Origin of the sequence: Streptomyces sp. NPDC058812 (assembly GCF_042744565.1) — a bacterium.
Classification (GTDB): Bacteria; Actinomycetota; Actinomycetes; order Streptomycetales; family Streptomycetaceae; genus Streptomyces; species Streptomyces thinghirensis.
Genome location: NZ_JBHYOB010000003.1, coordinates 550,411 through 566,934, shown reverse-complemented (window position 1 = coordinate 566,934; position 16,524 = coordinate 550,411). Strand labels below are relative to the sequence as shown.

Sequence of the window (16,524 nt, the reverse complement as noted above, 5' to 3'; positions counted from 1 at the left end):
GAAGCACCGCAAGGTGTGGAGGTGACCGGTACTAATAGGCCGAGGGCTTGTCCTCAGTTGCTCGCGTCCACTGTGTTGGTTCTGAAACCACGAACAACCCGCCCCTATTGCCACGGGGGTGTGCTGGTTGTCTGTTTCATAGTGTTTCGGTGGTCATAGCGTAGGGGAAACGCCCGGTTACATTTCGAACCCGGAAGCTAAGCCTTACAGCGCCGATGGTACTGCAGGGGGGACCCTGTGGGAGAGTAGGACGCCGCCGAACAATCATTGCGAGGAAACCCCGCACCGGGAACGGTGCGGGGTTTTCTGCGTTCACCGCCGTTTTCTGCCGTTTACCCCACCAATTTCGTGTCGTACGCCAGGATGACCGCCTGGACGCGGTCCCTTGAGCCGGTCTTGGACAGGATGCGGCCCACATGGGTCTTGACCGTGGACTCGGCGAGGTGGAGGCGCTCCGCTATCTCCGTGTTGGTCCAGCCCTGGCCTATCACCCGCAGGATCTCGGTCTCGCGGTCGGTGAGAGCGGCCAGGCGCGGATCGGGGGAGGTGTCCGGGGCGGTGGCGGCCGGCAGATGGTGGACGTACGCGTCGAGCAGACGACGGGTCAGGCTCGGGGCCACCACCGCGTCGCCCGTGGCCACGGCACGGATGCCGGAGAGCAGTTCCTCCGGCTGGGCATCCTTGACGAGGAAACCGGAGGCACCGGCGCGCAGGCCGGAGTAGGCGTATTCGTCGAGGTCGAAGGTCGTGAGGATCAGGACGCGGGTGCGGCCGCCGCCCGCGACGATGCGGCGGGTCGCCTCGATGCCGTCCAGGCCGGGCATGCGGACGTCCATGAGGACTACGTCGGGATGGAGCTCGGCCGTCATGCGGGCGGCTTCGGCGCCGTTGGCCGCCTCGCCCACGACCGTCATGTCGTCCTGGCTCTCCAGGAGCATCCGGAAGCCGAAGCGCTGGAGCGGCTGGTCGTCGGCGATGAGGACGGTGGTCACTGCGGGGGTTCCTCCGGTAGGTGCAGGTGGACGCGCCAGCCCCGCTCGGGGCGTGGACGTGGGCCGGCCTCAAGTGTGCCGCCGTACAGGGACGTTCGCTCGCGCATGCCGGGCAGGCCGCGGCCCTCGGAGGGAGCGGAGGCCGGGCCGCCGTGGCCGGTGTCGGTGACGGTGAGAGCGACGGCGCCGCCGGTCTCGTAGGAGAGGTCGATGTGTGCGGTGGCGTCGGGGCCGGCGTGTTTGAGGGTGTTGGTGAGGGCTTCCTGGATGACTCGGTAGACCGTGAGCTGGCGGCCCTCCGGGAGGGTGGCCTGGCCCTGGACGGTCGTGCGGACGGGGAGGCCGGCCCTGCGGACGCCGTCGAGGAGTTGGTCGAGGTCGGTGAGGGAGGGCTGCGGGGCCAGTTCGGCCGCCTGGGTGCCGTTCCGCTCCTCCTCGCGCAGGACGTCGAGGAGGCGGCGTAGTTCGCCCAGGGCCTGGCGGCTGGTGGTGGAGATGGCGTCCAAGGCCTGGGCGGCGCGTTCGGGGGACTTGGCGGCGGCGTAGCGACCGCCGTCGGCGAGGCCGGTGATGACCGAGAGGTTGTGGCCGATGATGTCGTGCATCTCCCGGGCTATGCGGGCGCGTTCCGCGGCGGCGGCGAGGCGGCCCTGCTGGTCGCGTTCCGTCTCCAGGCGGCGGGCGCGGTCCTCCAGGGCCTCGGTGTAGTCCCGCCGGGTGCGGACGGTGATGCCGATGAGGGCGGCCACGCCGACGGAGAGGAGTTGCGAGCCGACCTGCTGGTTCCAGGAGCCGGCGCCGTCCCCGTAGCGGGCGACCGTGACACAGGTCGGGGCGATCACCAGGAGCACCGCCCACCAGAGGTTGCGCAGCGGCAGGCGCAGGGCGATGTGGTGGACGAGGAGCAGTTGGAGCAGGGCCGCTTGGAGGGCGGCGCCCGACCAGGCGTTCACCAGGGCCGCGGGCAGGGTGACGAGGAGCGCGACCTGGGGGTGGCTGCGGCGCCAGAGGAGGGGGACGGAGAGGGCGAGGCTGAGCGCGAGGACGAGGCCGACGGGAACGTCGGGGTCGTGGGCGACGTTGCGCCAGCCGCCGGAGGCGTCGATCAGGGCGGCCAGCACCCACAGACCGGTGAGGTGCAGGTCCCACACGAGGGGACGGCGACGGTCGAAGGCGCGGACCCGCCGGTTGACGCGCTGGACGTACTCGGTGAGGGGTTCGGCCGCTCGGTCTTCCGGCACGGGCTTCACGGGGTCCATCCGACCATGATCGCGGCCCGGCGGGCGAGGGGGCGTCCGCCCGGAGGCCGTATATCAGGTGAGGGGCGTAGTACCCGGGTATTACGGTGGCCCGCATGAGTGCCACGGCCCCCGGTGACTACGTGATCCGCTCCATACGCGCCGACGAATGGCCCGCCGTGAAGGAGCTGCGGCTGCGTGCGCTGCGGGATCCGCTCGCGCACCTCGCCTACCTGGAGACGTACGACACCGCCGCGGCCCGCCCGAACTCCTTCTGGCAGGAGCGGACGGCCGGAGCCGCGGAGGGTGCGTCCGGGGCGCGGCAGATCGTCGCGGAGGTGCCCGGAGGGATGTGGCTCGGCACGCTGACGCTGCTGGTGGAGGAGGCCGGGACGACGGACTGGGCCGGGTTCTCCGTGGATCGGCGGCAGGGGCACGTGGTCGGTGTGTTCGTGCGGCCCGAATGGCGGGGCAGCGGGCTGACCAAGGCGTTGTTCGACGCCGGGCTGGAGTGGGCGTGGGCGAGCGGCCTGGAGCGGGTGCGGCTCATCGTGCATCCGGACAACGAGCGGGCGCAGGGCGCCTACCGGAAGGCGGGGTTCGCGCCGAGCGGACGGACGGTGCCGCTGGTGGGCGGGCCCGGTGACTACGAGCTGGAGTTCGTGCTGGAGCGCTGAGGCGGTGCCGAGGCCGCCGCTACACCGGGAGTTCGTCGTGGGGCCAGCGGGCCCGGCCCTGCTCGCGGGACCGGAGCAGGGCCAGGGTCGGCAGGCCCCGGTCCGCCCCGGTGGCCAGCAGCTCGGGGAGCTGGGGCAGCGGAGCCACGGCCGCGACGTCGTCCAGGACGAGCGTCAGTGGTGGGTCGAGGCGACCGGAGGATGACCGTTCGGCCATGCGCCGGCCGCGCTCGACCACGCTTGAGACGAGCGCCGTCAGCAGCGGCATCGCGCCCGGGCTCGTCCGGGGGTCTTCGATGGATTCACCCACCACGTAAAGCGTTCCCTGTTCGTGGATGAAGGAATCCAAGGCGAGGGCATCATTTCGGTTGGGAGTGCACGCCTCGCGGATGTTGACCGTCGAGAGGGTGGTCAGCGCACGGGTGGTCAGTTGCTGCGCCATGTCCCGGCGTTCGGGGTGGGCGGTGAGGGCGCCTTCGAGTTCCCCCGCGGAGCCGGGGGCGGCTTTGGGGTTGGTACGGAGGATGCGTACGGCGTCCTGGACCTGGAGGCCCTGGGACCAGCGGTGGACGTGGCGGACGGTGCGGCCGTCGACGGCGGCGGCGTGGAGGTAGCTGCGCAGGAGCAACTCGGCGGTGTCGCTGACCGCCTGGTCGAGCCGGGCGGTGGGGCGGACCGGGGCGAGGAGGGCGGCCGCTCTGATCGTGGCCGTCTGCCGGTCCTCGCAGCCCGCGGTGGGGGACCAGTGGAAACGGGCGGGGGTGTCGCAGAGGTGGTTCGGGTCGTAGAGGTGGACGGGGCCGAGTTTCGCGCGGGCGTCCTTGGTGTCCGCCCAGAGGGCCGGGTTCGAGGTGATGACGAGGGCGGGGCCTTCCGCGTCCCGCAGGGTCTGGGCGGCGGTTGAGCGGCGGGTGTCCGGCGGGCCGTAGTGCACCGCGCCCTCGGCGCGGTTTGTTTCCCAGCCACCCACTCGTTTGCCGTCGGCCACAGAAGTGAGGGGCTCAGCCTCCGGGACCGTCTGCTCCGGCTCCCGGACCGGCTGCTCCCGCTCCCGTACCGTCTGCTCCGGCTCCGGGGCCGTCTGCTCCGGTGCCCTGGGGATCGGTACCTCGTGCACCTGCTCCAGCACTTGCTCCCGCGTCGGCTCCGGCTCGTGCACGGGCGCCGCCGTCGCCTCCACGCGCCGCCGCTGCCGCACCGCGCGCCAGCGGGCGACCGTTCCCATCACGAACACCGTCAGGACGACCAGCACCATCACCTGGCCGATGAACAGTCCCCAGAACAGCCCGTACCCGGAGAGGGCCGTCTCGGGGGTGTCCGGCCAGGCGCCGGGGATGTCGTGGGGCTCGGAGATCAGGTGGCGCATGGCCAGGGGTGTGCCGGTGAAGGTGACGCCGGAGGGCCACGAGCCGTGGGCGAAGAGCGCGGACAGGCCGGTCGCCGTCCACACCAGCAGGGTCATGCCGAGGAGGAAGGCGAGTATGCCGAGCAGCAGGCCGTCGGGGATGCCGCCCTGCTGGGCCGGCCGCCGGCCGCGGTGGTCGTCCGGTCCGCCCGGTCCGTCCGGTCTCATGCGTCCGGTTCCTCCCGTCTTCCTACGCCACCGTCGATTCGGACGCGTCGCCGATGTGCTGTTCCATGAAGGCCGCCGCCCTTTCCTCCGCCTCCAGTTCGGCGGCGCGCAGGGCGTCGTCGTTGAAGTCGGCGGACGACTCGGTCATCGCGCGGTCGGTGAAGACCAGGGGGCGCTCGGTCTCCGTGATCAGGTGTTTGACCACCTGGACGTTGCCGTTGACGTCCCACACCGCGATGCCGGGGGTGAGGGAGGGGATGATCTCCACGGCCCAGCGTGGCAGGCCCAGTACGCGCCCCGTGGCCCGCGCCTCGTCGGCCTTCTGGGCGTAGATGGTCCGGGTGGAGGCCATTTTCAGGATGGCCGCCGCCTCTCTGGCCGCCGCCCCGTCGACGACGTCCGACAGGTGGTGCACCACCGCCACGAACGACAGACCCAGCCGTCGCCCGAACTTCAGCAGCCGCTGGAACAGCTGTGCCACGAAGGGGCTGTTGATGATGTGCCAAGCCTCCTCGACCAGGAAGATGCGCTTCTTCCGGTCCGGCCGGATCCAGGTGTGCTCCAGCCAGACCCCCACGATGGCCATGAGGATCGGCATGGCGATGGAGTTGCGGTCGATGTGGGAGAGGTCGAAGACGATGAGGGGGGCGTCGAGGTCGATGCCGACCGTCGTCGGGCCGTCGAACATGCCGCGCAGGTCACCGTCGACGAGGCGGTCGAGGACGAGTGCCACGTCCAGGCCCCACGCCCGTACGTCGTCTATGGCGACGTTCATCGCCTCGGCGGACTCCGGCTCGGGGTGGCGGAGCTGCTCGACGATGTCGGTGAGGACCGGCTGGCGTTCGACGATGGTCTCGTTGACGTAGGCGTGCGCGACCTTGAGCGCGAAGCCGGAGCGCTCGTCCAGGCCGTGCCCCATCGCGACCTCGATGATCGTGCGGAGCAGGGCCAGCTGCCCGGTCGTCGTGATCGCCGGGTCGAGGGGGTTGAGCCGGATGCCCTGGTCGAGTGCCGCCATCGGGTCCAGCCGGATCGGCGTTATACCCAGCTTCTGCGCGATGAGGTTCCATTCACCGGCCCCGTCCTCGCCCTGGGCGTCCAGGACGACGACCTGGCGGTCGCGGAAGCGGAGCTGGCGCAGGACGTACGTCTTCTCCAGGGCCGACTTGCCGTTTCCCGACTCCCCGAGCACCAGCCAGTGCGGGGCGGGGAGCTGCTGGCCGTACAGCTGGAAGGGGTCGTAGATGTAGCCCTTGCCGGAGTAGACCTCGCGGCCGATGATCACGCCGGAGTCGCCGAGGCCGGGCGCGGCGGTCGGCAGGTAGACGGCCTGTGCCTGGCCCGTGGAGGTGCGGACGGGGAGGCGGGTCGTCTCCACCTTCCCGAAGAGGAAGGACGTGAAGGCTTCGGTGAGGACGGTCAGCGGGTCCCGCATCAGGCTCAGCCCCTACCTTCGGATGCCGGTGGCGAACGGAAGTGTGTTCACGAAGGCGCGGTGGTGCTCACGGTCGCACCACTCCAGCTTCAGGTACGACTTTCCGGCCGAGGCCCTTATCGTCCGCTTGTCGCGGGCCAGTGCCTCGGGGGAGCGGGAGGAGACCGTGATGTAGCCGACCAGGTTGACGCCGGCCGCGCCGCTGGCGAGGTCCTCGCCCCGCTGGTCCAGCCGGCCGTGGGCGGCGATGTCGCGGGGGTCGACGGTCCGGTTCATCTTGGCGGCGCGGGAGGCCTCGGCCTCGTCGTTCGTCTTCTCCGTCAGCATGCGCTCGATGGCGACCTCGGTGGGTTCGAGGTCCATCGTCACGGCGACCGTGCGGATGACGTCCGGGGTGTGGACCAGGAGCGGCGCGAGGAAGTTCACGCCGACCGGGGTCATCGGCCACTCCTTGACCCAGGCGGTGGCGTGGCACCAGGGGGCACGGGTGGAGGACTCGCGGGTCTTGGCCTGGAGGTAGGTGGGCTCCATGGCGTCCAGCTCGGCCGGCCAGGCGTTGCGCTTGGTCATCGCCTGGATGTGGTCGATGGGGTGGTCCGGGTCGTACATGGCGTGGATGAGGGAGGAGAGCCGGCCCTGGCCGAGGGGCTGGCGTACGCGGATGTCCGCCTCCTGCAGGCGCGAGCAGATGTCGGTCAGCTCGCGCGCCATCACGACCGCGAGGCCCGCGTCCCGGTCCAGCTTGCGCCCGTTCTGTGGCCGGGCGGCACGTGCCATGGCGTTGGCCTCGGCCGCCAGCTCGCGCGTGTAGTGCATGCAGGCGATGAGGTAGGCGCGGTGCTGCTCGCTGCTGGTGGACACCATGGACTGGAGCTGGTCGTACGACTGCTGCAGCCACGGCAGCGCCTTGTCGTCGCCGCGCTGGGCGACGTCCTTGGCGTGCGCGTCGGGGTCGGCCGGGAGGGTGCGGGCGAGCATCTGGATGCGGGTGACGAAGCCGTCGCCGTTGGCCACGTGCTTGAGGAGGGTGCCGAAGCGGTCGACGAGGGCCTCCTGGTCCTCGGAGTCGCGCAGGCCGACGCCGGGGCCCTCGATCTCGATCGCGGCCGTCACCGTCTTGCGGTCGGCGTGCAGCAGTACGGCGATCTCGTCCGGCCCGAAGGGCGCCGCCAGCCAGGTGATGCGGCCGATGCCGGGCGGCGGGCCGACCTCGACCTCCCGCCCGTCGAGCCGGGTGCCGGCCTCGACGACGCCGGAGCGGTAGGTGGTGCCGCTGCGCAGCGTCCGCTTGTAGCTGCGGTTGATCTCGAACCACTTGTAGAACGTGCGGTGCTTGTACGGCACGTAGACGGCCGCCAGCGCGAGCATGGGGAAGCCGCAGAGCAGCACGATGCGCAGGGTCAGGACGGGGACGAGGAGCCCGCACATCATGCCGAGGAACGCGCCGACGACGATCAGCGCGATCTCACCGGTCTCGCGGTTGCGGCCGACGATCGCGTTCGGCCGGGCGCGGCCGATCAGATACGTACGGCGGGGCGTGACCGGATGGGACACGTGGGACTCGGTCGTCAACGCCCGTCACCTCCTGTGCTGTTTTTGCTGTTACGGGTGTTGCTGGCGTGGGGGGTGTTCACCGGGCTGCCGGAGCGGGGTGCGGGTGCGGCGGAGGGGACATTTCCGCCGCCTCCGTTCGAGGGGCGCGAGCTGTGCGCGGCGACGCCGCCGGAGGCGGGGTTCGAGGGACGGGACGCGGCGGAGGAGGTGGACTGGCCGCCGCCGCCTCCGCCGTCGCCGTTGTGGCGGGTGCTGTGGGTTCTGATGCCCTGGGCGACCAGGTTCGCCGGGGAGCTGATCACGGCCGCGGCCTTGCCCTCGGCGCCCTGCATGATGCGGTTGTTGCGGCCGTTCGCGATCTCGTCGCCGAAGCCGGGGACGAAGCGGTAGATCATCGCGGACGCGAAGATGGCGAGCAGGATGATGGCGAGGCCGGAGACGACGGCCGAGAAGGCGTCCGGCCCGTCGTCGGCGGAGAGCGCCCCGGCGAGCCCGAGCACGATCACGATGACGGGCTTCACGAGGATGACCGCGATCATGATCCCGGCCCAGCGGCGGACGTGACCCCACAGGTTCTTGTCGACCAGGCCGGCGTAGACGACGGTGCCGAGCAGGGCGCCGACGTAGAGCAGGGCGGCGCGGATGACGAGTTCCAGCCAGAGCACGCCGGCGGCGAGGATCGACACCAGGGAGACGACGATCAGCATGATCGGTCCGCCGCCGATGTCCTCGCCCTTCTCCAGGGCGGCGGAGAACGTGCCGAAGAAGGTGTCCGTCTGCTCGCCGGTCGCCTTGGCGAGTACGTCGGTGACGCCGTCGGTCGCCGATACGACCGTGTAGAGGATCAGCGGCGTGAAGGCCGACGCCAGGACGGTGAGCCAGAGGAACCCGATGGCCTCGGAGAGCGCGGTGGTGAGGGGGACGCCGCGCACGGCACGCTTCGCCACCGCGAGGAGCCAGAGGAGGAGCGTGAGGATCGTCGACGCCGCGAAGACGACGGCGTACTGCTGGAGGAACGTCGGGTTCGTGAAGTCGACGTTCGCCGTGTCCTGGACGGCGGCGCTGAGCTTGTCGATGGTCCAGGACGCGGCGTCGGCGCAGCCCTTGGCGAGGGAGGAGAGGGGGTCCAGGGCGGAGGTGGGGGAGTTGAGGGTTCCGCCACCGCCACCGCCACCTCCGGTGGAGCCGCCGCCTTCGCCTCGTTCGCAGTAGTCCTTGGCGGGGCCGCGGATGAGGTCACAGGGATCGTCGGTGTCCGTCGGCGACGGCGTGGGGGCGGCGAAGGCGCGGGTAGCCAGCAGCACCGTGGCGGCCTGTACGGCGGCAACCGCGGCTGTGACCTTGAGGAGGCGGTGGTTAGCGCGCATACGTGAACCCTCCGTACTCCTCGACGGCCTTCGTCATGTCGTCGGCGGTGGAGGCCCTCTGATCGCGACCGACGGGCACTGGTCCGTCCTTCTGCTGGAAGTCGATGACTTTCCAGTCGCTGTTGGTCCACGTCAGCTGGTACGTGGTGGTGTACCAACTCTCGGTCACCGGGTTGGTCGAGTCGCCACCGGACAGCCCGAAAAGTGACGTGTACCAAACCTCGACAGTGGCCTTGTCGGGGCTGGACGCCGTCACCTTGGTGCCGACCGGGATGATCCGCGAGACAAAGGTCTGGCCGGCCGGCGCCTTGCCGTTCTTGTCGAGGCCGATGTTCGCCAGGAACTTCTGGCTCGAGTACGCGCCGTCCAGCTCTGTCTGTCGGGTCGCGGCGATCTCGGGCGCATAGACGGTGTCGATGATGTCCTGCCGCTTGGCCCTGTCGAACATGCCGTCAGAACCCAGCGCCACCGCATAGTTCGCCGCCGCGCTCTGCGCCCCCTGCGCATCCCGGGCGAAGCCCGACTGCACCGGCTTCGTCCCGGACGGCGCCGTCGACGAGGCCTTCGGCTTGTCCGCGGCCGTGTCGTCCGAGGTTGCGGAATCGTCTCCTCCACGGTTCGCGAAGGCGATCGCGGCGATGAGGAGGACGACTACGCCGACCACGGTGACCAGGCTCCGGGACGACGAGCGGCCGCCGCGACGGGGGCCGCCGTAGCCGTCGGCGTCACCGTCGGGCAGCCGTGTCCGTGTCTGACCCGTGCCGCCGTAACCGCCGGGGGACTGGTGGTCGTCTCCGAGACTCATGCCGCGTACGCCCCCTCGACGTCGTGCCTGCCGTAGAAGTACGACGGTAGCCGTGCTGGTTCCCGCGCGGGCGCGGTGTGGTGACTCGACATCAGGGAAACGCAACCTCAGCCGGTTGGCACGACGGGCGGGTGGGATGGAGGGGAGGAACGGATGCGCGCCGGGCTACACGGCCATTCCGTACACGATGGTGAAGAGCGTGCCGAGCGAGCCGATGATGAACACGCCCGTCAGGCCCGCGACGATGAGGCCCTTGCCCTGTTCCGCGCTGAAGGTGTCGCGGAGCGCGGTGGCACCGATGCGCTGCTTGGCGGCGCCCCAGATGGCGATGCCGAGGCAGAGCAGAATCGCGACGGCCATCACCACCTCGATCATGATCTTGGCCTCGTTGCCCAGGCTGCCGAAGGGGCCCCAGTCCGGAGCGATCCCCCCGATGATGGTGTTGATGTCTCCCTCGTCGGCCGCAAAGAGCATGTAAGTCACCGCCCCTGTTGGGTAGTTCCGCACCCTCTGCGGACGTGCAGAGGTCAGGCCTCATTGTCGCCGACAATGGCGCCGTCGTATGTCGACTTGGCGTCATTGATTGGCGGGTTTCGTGCGAATAGCTTGCCACCGGTCCGCGCCTGGCACTAACAGGGTGGTGCGGACCGGTATGCAAAGAGTCGTATGGTCACTCTGTGTATCACGTCCCGTTACGCCGGGCAATGAGGCTGGAGCGCAACCTGTCGTGTGGTTGCGTCGTTGGGCCCTTCTGCGAAGTGATCGAACTCGCCCGCCCGGGCGCCGAGCGCGAAGGCTTCCCACTTCTGACGATCCGTCGTGACGACGGTTGGAGTTTGATCCGCCGACATGGCCGGAAAGTGTTATTGAACGGCTTCGGCATCGGGGAGAGTTGGGCCATGCGCAAGATGTGGGTCGGGGCCGGTGTCGCGGTCGCGGGCGGGTTGGGCTTCGTGATGCTGCTCGTCGTGGGCGTCTACCTCGTCGCCGGAAACCTTGCGGGCGGCGCCGGTGGCGGGGCCAAGAAGCTCGCCAAGGGGTCGGTGCCCGCGGCGTACCAGCCGCTCGTGCAGAAGTGGGGCAATCTCTGCCCCGCCATCAACCCCGCCCTGCTCGCCGCCCAGCTCTACCAGGAGAGCGGCTTCAACCCGAGGGCGCAGAGCCACGCGGCGGCGCAGGGCATAGCGCAGTTCATCCCCGGGACGTGGGCCACCCACGGGATCGACGGGGACGGGGACGGGGACCGGGACGTGTGGGACCCGGAGGACGCCATCCCGTCGGCGGCGTCGTACGACTGCTCCCTCGCGTCGTACGTGAAGGACGTGCCCGGGAATCCGACCGAGAACATGCTGGCCTCCTACAACGCGGGGGCTTACGCGGTGATCAAGTACCAGGGTGTGCCGCCGTACAAGGAGACCCAGAACTACGTCAAGGTGATCACGACCCTGGAGAAGAGCTTCGCGGCCCCCGAGACGCGGGTCGATCCGTCCGAGCAGGCCGCCGGGGCCATCGCCTACGCGCAGAAGAAGCTCGGCACGCTCTATCTGTGGGGCGGGAACGGGACGCCCGAGCAGGGTGGGCGGTTCGACTGCTCGGGGCTGACGAAGGCGGCGTACGAGAGTGTGGGGATCAAGCTGCCGCGGGTCGCGAACGACCAGTACAACGCGGGTCCGCATCCGTCGCGGGACGAGTTGATGCCCGGTGACCTGGTGTTCTTCTCGGACGATCTCACCAACTCCCGGGCCATCCGGCATGTGGGGATCTATGTCGGCGGCGGATACATGATCGACGCGCCGCGGACGGGTGCTGTGATCCGGTTCGACCCGATCGACACCCCTGATTACTTCGGGGCCACCCGGGTGACCGAGGATGGCGCGAAAGCGCTGCCCACGACGGTGTGAATGCCATGGTTTGGACGCAGCGTGAATCCATGCCCTGAGCTGCGGCGACGTGTTTCTCTTCGATAACGTCTGCGTGATCATTCGGTGGAGCGTGGAACGTATCAACGGGGACCGTGCGTTCCTGTTGACGTGTAGGTGTGCGGGATGAGAAGGAACCGGCGGATCTACGACCACGGGGGTGGCAGAAGAGGCGTGCGTTCGGTGCGCCGGAGGACATGACGAAGGGGCCGCAGCACCATGGCTGGACTCGCCGAATCCGGGTCGAACCCCGACGTCGAGCTGCTCTATGACATCAACGGCCTGGCCAAGGACGCACCGCACTGGTTCGACCGGGTCATGGAGTTCGTGGGTGAGTACGGACTGCTGTTCGCGATCGTGCTGCTGGTGCTGTGGTGCTGGTGGTCCGTGCGGCGGCGGGGCGGCGAGGACGCGGCCTCGAACGTGGCGGCACTGGTGTGGGCGCCGCTCGCGGCCGGTGTCGCGGTGCTGGTCAACGTACCGATAAGGGGTTTCGTCGAACGGCCGCGGCCGTTCAAGTCCCATGACGGGCTGGAGGTGCTCGTCGCGGGGAAGGACGACTTCTCCTTCGTGAGCGATCACGCCACGCTGTGCATGGCCCTGGCCGTCGCCCTGTTCGTCGCCAACCGGAAGTTCGGGCTCGTCGCGATCGTGCTGGCCGTGTTCGGCGGGTTCATCCGGGTCTACATGGGCGTGCACTACCCGACGGACGTCGTGGGCGGCTTCGCTCTCGGTACGGCGGTCGCGCTGCTGCTGTCGCCGGTCGCCATGGCCCTGCTGACGCCGTTGACCCGCGCCGTCGAGCGGTCGCCCCGGGTGGGGTGGCTGGTCAGCGCGCGGGGGCGAGGGGACGCCGCCGGGCGCGACGCCGTGATTCCGGGGGCGCGCAAGGAGAGTGCCGAGGCGGGGGAGCGCGACCTCGCCGCCTGAGACAGTCCGTACTGACCGAGGGCGCCCGTACTCAGGGTGCCCTCGGTTCTTCGGGTAGGTGCCGGCGGTCAGGTCGGGGCGTGGGTCTTCGCGTCCGTGCGGGCCTGGCTTCTCGCTCTGCGGGCCGGGCCTCGCCAGCCGCAGGTGCAGCGGGCCAGGCAGAAGGGGCCCTGTTCGACCGTCGTCGTGAGGTGTTCCGGGATTTCCTGGGGAGCTTCCAGACCTTCCTGCTGCGCCACGCCCACAACGTTACCGGGGTCGCCTGCCCCTCGTTAACCGGGACGGCAGGGGGTCCGCAACGCGTGTGACGGCTGGGTAGGTGGCGATGGTCGGGTGGGAGAGGGAGCGGCGGAAGGGGAGGGTGGGCGGGGGGCTCGTCCTCGCCGGGGGCGTGATCTGTGTGTGTCTGGCCGGGAGCGGGTGTTCCGGTCAGGGGGCCGCCGTCCAGGGCGCGGGCGGCGGCGACCCGGTCGCCGTGCTGCACCGGGCGGCCGACCGGCTGGTGGCCGCCGGGAGCGCCAAGGCCCGTACCGCGATGGAGATGGCCAGCGGCGGGACGCGGGTGACCATCCGGGGCGAGGGTGTGTACGACTTCGAGGGGCGGCTCGGGCGGCTGAAGGTCCGGCTGCCGCAGGACCCGGCGGGGTCGAGTGAGCACCGGCCGATCACCGAACTGCTCGCACCGGGTGCCCTGTTCATGAAGAACCGCGGGGCCGGCGTGCCCGACGACAAGTGGGTGCGGGTGGAGACCGCCTCGCTGTCCGACGGGAACCTGGTGACCGGCGGGGCGACGGACCCCCTCGCCGCCGCCGAGGTGCTGCTCGGTACGCGGACCGCGACGTACGTGGGGCGGACGGAGGTCGCGGGGACCGCGGTGCGGCACTACCGGGGGACCGCGGACCTGGCCAGGGCGGCGCGTGGCGCGTCGGACGGGAACAGGCAGGCGCTGGCCGCGGCGGCGAAGGGGTTCGCCACCGCCGAGGTGCCGTTCGACGCCTACCTCGACGACGAGGGCCGTATCCGCAAGGTCCGGCACCGCTTCAGCTTCGCCAACGGGCGGGACGAGGGCACCGTGGCCGTCGCCTCGACGACGCTGCTCTACGATTTCGGCGCCGCCGTGCGCGTACGGCTGCCGGAGGACCGGGACATCTACGCCGGCAAGATCGCCGCGGAGCCGGGGGAGCCGGCGGCGTCGGGCGAGGGGGCGGACGAGGCGTCGGGTGAGGGGCCGGGCGGCAAGAACTAGCCCTTCCGTGCCATGCGCGGTGTGTAGGCCGCTCCCTACTCTAGGAAGTCGGTGACGGCAGAGACGAGGTGACGCGCGTGGCTCCGGTCGGCGGTACGACGGTTCAGGACCACGTGGCCCTCGCCGAGATCGAGCTGTGCGGCGAACTGATCATCGCGGCCTCGGCCGCCCGGGAGCGGCTCAGCCTGGAGAGCATCGACGAGGTGCTGCGGGTGGCCGAGGAACGAGGGGCCGGGGCCGACCGGTAGGGGGCCGGCCGGGCTCGCGGGCGGTCGGCCGGTCCTACCGGTTCGGGGTCATGTGCGCAGGAGGCGGCCGATCGCCTTCGTCGCCTCCTCCACCTTCGCGTCGATCTCGGCGCCGCCCTTGACGGCCGCGTCGGCGACGCAGTGGCGCAGGTGCTCCTCCAGGAGTTGCAGTGCGAAGGACTGCAGGGCCTTCGTGGAGGCGGAGACCTGGGTGAGTATGTCGATGCAGTAGACGTCCTCGTCGACCATCCGCTGGAGGCCGCGGACCTGGCCCTCGATGCGGCGCAGGCGCTTGAGGTGCTCGTCCTTCTGCTTGTGGTAGCCGTGCACGCCGCGGTCGTGGTCGGTCACGACGTCCGTCCCGTCCGTCTCCACCGCGTCCACGGCGGGGGAGGGCGCACCTGCGCCGGCCTCGGTGGTCGTCATCGCGTCCTCCTGTTGTGGGGCAGAGTGGGCAGGGTGGGAAGAGTTCGGGCAGATAGCGGGCATATACCCCTAGCGGGTATATGGTAACGAACTTTGCGGGGTAGAGGGGCCTTGACGGAGCCCCTGGCGTCGCCCCCCTGCTCATCACTGTGCCTGATGGGCGACACTGGGGGACGGCCCGTTAGCCGTGGCCGGATGATGCGCCTAGCATCAGCCTGACCGAAACCGATGCACCCCGAGGACCCCACGTGCGCTTTCGTCTGACCCCCAGGGAGACGAGCTTCTACGACATGTTCGCCGCCTCCGCGGACAACATCGTCACGGGCTCCAAGCTCCTGATGGAACTGCTCGGGGCGGACGCATCCGCCCGGGCCGAGATCGCAGAGCGTATGCGGGCCGCCGAACACGCAGGTGACGACGCGACCCACGCGATCTTCCACCAGCTGAACTCCTCCTTCATCACGCCCTTCGACCGCGAGGACATCTACAACCTCGCATCGTCCCTCGACGACATCATGGACTTCATGGAGGAGGCCGTCGACCTGGTCGTCCTCTACAACGTCGAGGAACTGCCCAAGGGCGTCGACCAGCAGATCGAGGTGCTGGCGCGGGCCGCCGAGCTGACGGCCGAGGCGATGCCGAACCTGCGCACCATGGACAACCTCACCGAGTACTGGATCGAGGTCAACCGGCTGGAGAACCAGGCCGACCAGGTCCACCGCAAGCTGCTCGCCCACCTCTTCAACGGCAAGTACGAAGCCATCGAGGTGCTGAAGCTGAAGCAGATCGTGGACGTTCTGGAAGAGGCGGCCGACGCCTTCGAGCACGTGGCTAACACGGTGGAGACCATCGCGGTCAAGGAGTCCTGACCTCTTCATGGACACCTTCGCTCTGGTCGTGACCATCGGGGTCGCGCTCTTCTTCACGTACACCAACGGTTTCCACGACTCGGCGAACGCGATCGCGACGTCCGTGTCGACGCGCGCGCTGACGCCCCGGGCGGCGCTCGCGATGGCCGCCGTCATGAACCTCGCCGGCGCGTTCATGGGATCCGGGGTCGCCAAGACCGTCAGTGAGGGGGTGATCGAGACCCCAGAGGGTTCGAAGGGGATGGGGATCCTCTTCGCGGCGCTCGTGGGCGCCATCGTCTGGAACCTCATCACCTGGTACTTCGGTCTGCCGTCCTCGTCCTCCCACGCGTTGTTCGGCGGCATGGTCGGGGCCGCGCTGGCCGGCAGCACGACCGTGTACTGGCACGGGGTCGTCGACAAGATCGTCATCCCCATGTTCGTGTCGCCGGTGGTCGGACTGCTCGCCGGATATCTGGTGATGACCGCCATCATGTGGATCTTCCGGCGGGCCAATCCGCACAAGGCGAAGCGGGGCTTCCGGATCGCGCAGACGGTGTCCGCGGCGGGTATGGCGCTGGGGCACGGGCTGCAGGACGCGCAGAAGACGATGGGCATCGTGGTGATGGCGCTGGTCATCGCCGATGTCGAGGACTACGGCGATCCCATTCCGGTGTGGGTGAAGATCGCCTGTGCGCTGATGCTGTCCGCGGGGACGTACGCGGGTGGCTGGCGGATCATGCGGACGCTGGGGCGGAAGATCATCGAGCTGGATCCGCCGCAGGGGTTCGCCGCGGAGACGACGGGGGCGTCGATCATGTTCGGGTCGGCGTTCCTGTTCCACGCGCCGATCTCGACGACCCATGTGATCACTTCGGCGATCATGGGCGTGGGGGCCACGAAGCGGGTGAACGCCGTGCGGTGGGGGGTCGCCAAGAACATCATCATGGGGTGGTTCATCACGATGCCGGCGGCTGCGGCGGTGGCGGCGTGTTCCTTCTGGGTCGTTAACCTGGCGTTTCTGTAGCGGTGGCCGGCGCGGGTGCCGGGCGGGGTGGGTGCGCGGCCCGGCGTTGCGGGGTGCCGCTGCGCCCACCCGTGCCGCCCCAGCGGCACGACTGCCCGCAGCAGCGCGGCGCGACTGCCCGCAGCAGCGCGGCGCGACTGCCCGCAGCAGCGCGGCGCGACTGCCCGCAGCAGCGCGCGGGCGAAGCGATGGGCCCGCCCCCCGAACCGGGGGGCGGGCCCTTGTGCTCCTCGCGGTGG

17 protein-coding genes and 1 rRNA gene are annotated in these 16,524 nt (G+C 69.9%); 8 read left to right on the top strand and 10 right to left on the bottom strand.

The features are described 5' to 3' along the window. The first annotated feature begins 145 nt into the window (after positions 1-145). A 5S ribosomal RNA gene (gene rrf / locus ACFW48_RS09495) occupies positions 146-262 on the top strand. Positions 263-332: 70 nt separating this feature from the next. Here rrf and ACFW48_RS09490 read toward each other — a convergent pair. Then, positions 333-992, bottom strand: a complete 660-nt coding sequence (locus ACFW48_RS09490) for a response regulator (RefSeq protein ID WP_386312048.1) — start codon at positions 990-992, stop codon at positions 333-335. Further along, complete coding sequence (locus tag ACFW48_RS09485) at positions 989-2,251, bottom strand: sensor histidine kinase (RefSeq protein WP_386312045.1); 1,263 nt, start codon at positions 2,249-2,251, stop codon at positions 989-991. The genes ACFW48_RS09490 and ACFW48_RS09485 overlap by 4 nt, the downstream gene beginning before the upstream one ends. Positions 2,252-2,346: 95 nt before the next feature. Between ACFW48_RS09485 and ACFW48_RS09480 the strand changes: the two genes are divergently transcribed. Then, positions 2,347-2,907: a GNAT family N-acetyltransferase gene (locus ACFW48_RS09480; RefSeq protein ID WP_386312042.1), complete on the top strand. Its 561-nt coding sequence runs from the start codon at positions 2,347-2,349 to the stop codon at positions 2,905-2,907. Positions 2,908-2,926: 19 nt separating this feature from the next. On the opposite strand, the gene ACFW48_RS09475 is transcribed toward ACFW48_RS09480, so the two are convergent. From ACFW48_RS09475 to ACFW48_RS09450, 6 genes are all read right to left on the bottom strand, one after another. Continuing rightward, positions 2,927-4,480, bottom strand: coding sequence for a type IV secretory system conjugative DNA transfer family protein (locus tag ACFW48_RS09475; protein ID WP_386312040.1), 1,554 nt, complete (start codon positions 4,478-4,480; stop codon positions 2,927-2,929). Positions 4,481-4,502: 22 nt separating this feature from the next. Then, positions 4,503-5,915 (bottom strand): ATP-binding protein, encoded by a 1,413-nt coding sequence (locus ACFW48_RS09470; protein ID WP_386312037.1) that lies wholly within the window; start codon positions 5,913-5,915, stop codon positions 4,503-4,505. Positions 5,916-5,927: 12 nt separating this feature from the next. Next, complete coding sequence (locus ACFW48_RS09465) at positions 5,928-7,487, bottom strand: SCO6880 family protein (RefSeq protein WP_386312034.1); 1,560 nt, start codon at positions 7,485-7,487, stop codon at positions 5,928-5,930. Beyond that, positions 7,484-8,836, bottom strand: a complete 1,353-nt coding sequence (locus tag ACFW48_RS09460; RefSeq protein ID WP_386312032.1) for a hypothetical protein — start codon at positions 8,834-8,836, stop codon at positions 7,484-7,486. The genes ACFW48_RS09465 and ACFW48_RS09460 overlap by 4 nt, the downstream gene beginning before the upstream one ends. Next, positions 8,826-9,641: a hypothetical protein gene (locus ACFW48_RS09455; RefSeq protein ID WP_386312030.1), complete on the bottom strand. Its 816-nt coding sequence runs from the start codon at positions 9,639-9,641 to the stop codon at positions 8,826-8,828. Before ACFW48_RS09455 ends, ACFW48_RS09460 begins: the two co-directional genes overlap by 11 nt. 165 nt (positions 9,642-9,806) lie before the next feature. Beyond that, complete coding sequence (locus tag ACFW48_RS09450; protein ID WP_121747793.1) at positions 9,807-10,115, bottom strand: hypothetical protein; 309 nt, start codon at positions 10,113-10,115, stop codon at positions 9,807-9,809. A gap of 407 nt (positions 10,116-10,522) precedes the next feature. Between ACFW48_RS09450 and ACFW48_RS09445 the strand changes: the two genes are divergently transcribed. Continuing rightward, a complete protein-coding gene (locus tag ACFW48_RS09445; protein WP_386312105.1) occupies positions 10,523-11,542 on the top strand; it encodes an NlpC/P60 family protein in 1,020 nt (339 codons plus the stop codon). A 237-nt stretch (positions 11,543-11,779) separates the two neighbouring features. Continuing rightward, positions 11,780-12,490: a phosphatase PAP2 family protein gene (locus ACFW48_RS09440; RefSeq protein ID WP_386312028.1), complete on the top strand. Its 711-nt coding sequence runs from the start codon at positions 11,780-11,782 to the stop codon at positions 12,488-12,490. Positions 12,491-12,558: 68 nt separating this feature from the next. Here the strand turns inward: ACFW48_RS09440 and ACFW48_RS09435 are convergent, their stop codons facing one another. Then, positions 12,559-12,729 carry a hypothetical protein gene (locus ACFW48_RS09435; RefSeq protein WP_386312026.1) on the bottom strand — a complete coding sequence of 57 codons (171 nt, stop codon included), beginning with the start codon at positions 12,727-12,729 and terminating at the stop codon, positions 12,559-12,561. An 86-nt stretch (positions 12,730-12,815) separates the two neighbouring features. On the opposite strand from ACFW48_RS09435, the gene ACFW48_RS09430 reads away from it, so the two are divergent. Then, positions 12,816-13,736: a hypothetical protein gene (locus ACFW48_RS09430; protein WP_386312102.1), complete on the top strand. Its 921-nt coding sequence runs from the start codon at positions 12,816-12,818 to the stop codon at positions 13,734-13,736. 68 nt (positions 13,737-13,804) lie between these two features. Further along, positions 13,805-13,984 carry a hypothetical protein gene (locus ACFW48_RS09425; protein WP_345635958.1) on the top strand — a complete coding sequence of 60 codons (180 nt, stop codon included), beginning with the start codon at positions 13,805-13,807 and terminating at the stop codon, positions 13,982-13,984. 48 nt (positions 13,985-14,032) lie between these two features. Here ACFW48_RS09425 and ACFW48_RS09420 read toward each other — a convergent pair whose 3' ends face one another. Next, positions 14,033-14,410: a metal-sensitive transcriptional regulator gene (locus ACFW48_RS09420; protein ID WP_386312024.1), complete on the bottom strand. Its 378-nt coding sequence runs from the start codon at positions 14,408-14,410 to the stop codon at positions 14,033-14,035. A gap of 248 nt (positions 14,411-14,658) precedes the next feature. On the opposite strand from ACFW48_RS09420, the gene ACFW48_RS09415 reads away from it, so the two are divergent. Together ACFW48_RS09415 and pitH are read left to right on the top strand one after the other, a co-directional pair. Continuing rightward, on the top strand, positions 14,659-15,279 hold the full coding sequence (locus ACFW48_RS09415) for a DUF47 domain-containing protein (RefSeq protein ID WP_053133402.1): 621 nt from the start codon (positions 14,659-14,661) through the stop codon (positions 15,277-15,279). Between the two features lie 7 nt (positions 15,280-15,286). Then, on the top strand, positions 15,287-16,285 hold the full coding sequence (gene pitH / locus ACFW48_RS09410) for a low-affinity phosphate transporter PitH (RefSeq protein WP_386312021.1): 999 nt from the start codon (positions 15,287-15,289) through the stop codon (positions 16,283-16,285). Positions 16,286-16,524: the final 239 nt, after the last annotated feature.

Excerpts from the sequence above, each read along its gene's own strand:
- ACFW48_RS09485 (WP_386312045.1), bottom strand. The coding sequence starts at position 2,251 with ATGGACCCCGTGAAGCCCGTGCCGGAAGACCGAGCGGCCGAACCCCTC.
- ACFW48_RS09480 (WP_386312042.1), top strand. The coding sequence starts at position 2,347 with ATGAGTGCCACGGCCCCCGGTGACTACGTGATCCGCTCCATACGCGCC.
- ACFW48_RS09475 (WP_386312040.1), bottom strand. The coding sequence starts at position 4,480 with ATGAGACCGGACGGACCGGGCGGACCGGACGACCACCGCGGCCGGCGG.
- ACFW48_RS09470 (WP_386312037.1), bottom strand. The coding sequence starts at position 5,915 with ATGCGGGACCCGCTGACCGTCCTCACCGAAGCCTTCACGTCCTTCCTC.
- ACFW48_RS09460 (WP_386312032.1), bottom strand. The coding sequence starts at position 8,836 with ATGCGCGCTAACCACCGCCTCCTCAAGGTCACAGCCGCGGTTGCCGCC.
- ACFW48_RS09455 (WP_386312030.1), bottom strand. The coding sequence starts at position 9,641 with ATGAGTCTCGGAGACGACCACCAGTCCCCCGGCGGTTACGGCGGCACG.
- ACFW48_RS09450 (WP_121747793.1), bottom strand. The coding sequence starts at position 10,115 with ATGCTCTTTGCGGCCGACGAGGGAGACATCAACACCATCATCGGGGGG.
- ACFW48_RS09440 (WP_386312028.1), top strand. The coding sequence starts at position 11,780 with ATGGCTGGACTCGCCGAATCCGGGTCGAACCCCGACGTCGAGCTGCTC.
- ACFW48_RS09430 (WP_386312102.1), top strand. The coding sequence starts at position 12,816 with ATGGTCGGGTGGGAGAGGGAGCGGCGGAAGGGGAGGGTGGGCGGGGGG.
- ACFW48_RS09420 (WP_386312024.1), bottom strand. The coding sequence starts at position 14,410 with ATGACGACCACCGAGGCCGGCGCAGGTGCGCCCTCCCCCGCCGTGGAC.
- pitH (WP_386312021.1), top strand. The coding sequence starts at position 15,287 with ATGGACACCTTCGCTCTGGTCGTGACCATCGGGGTCGCGCTCTTCTTC.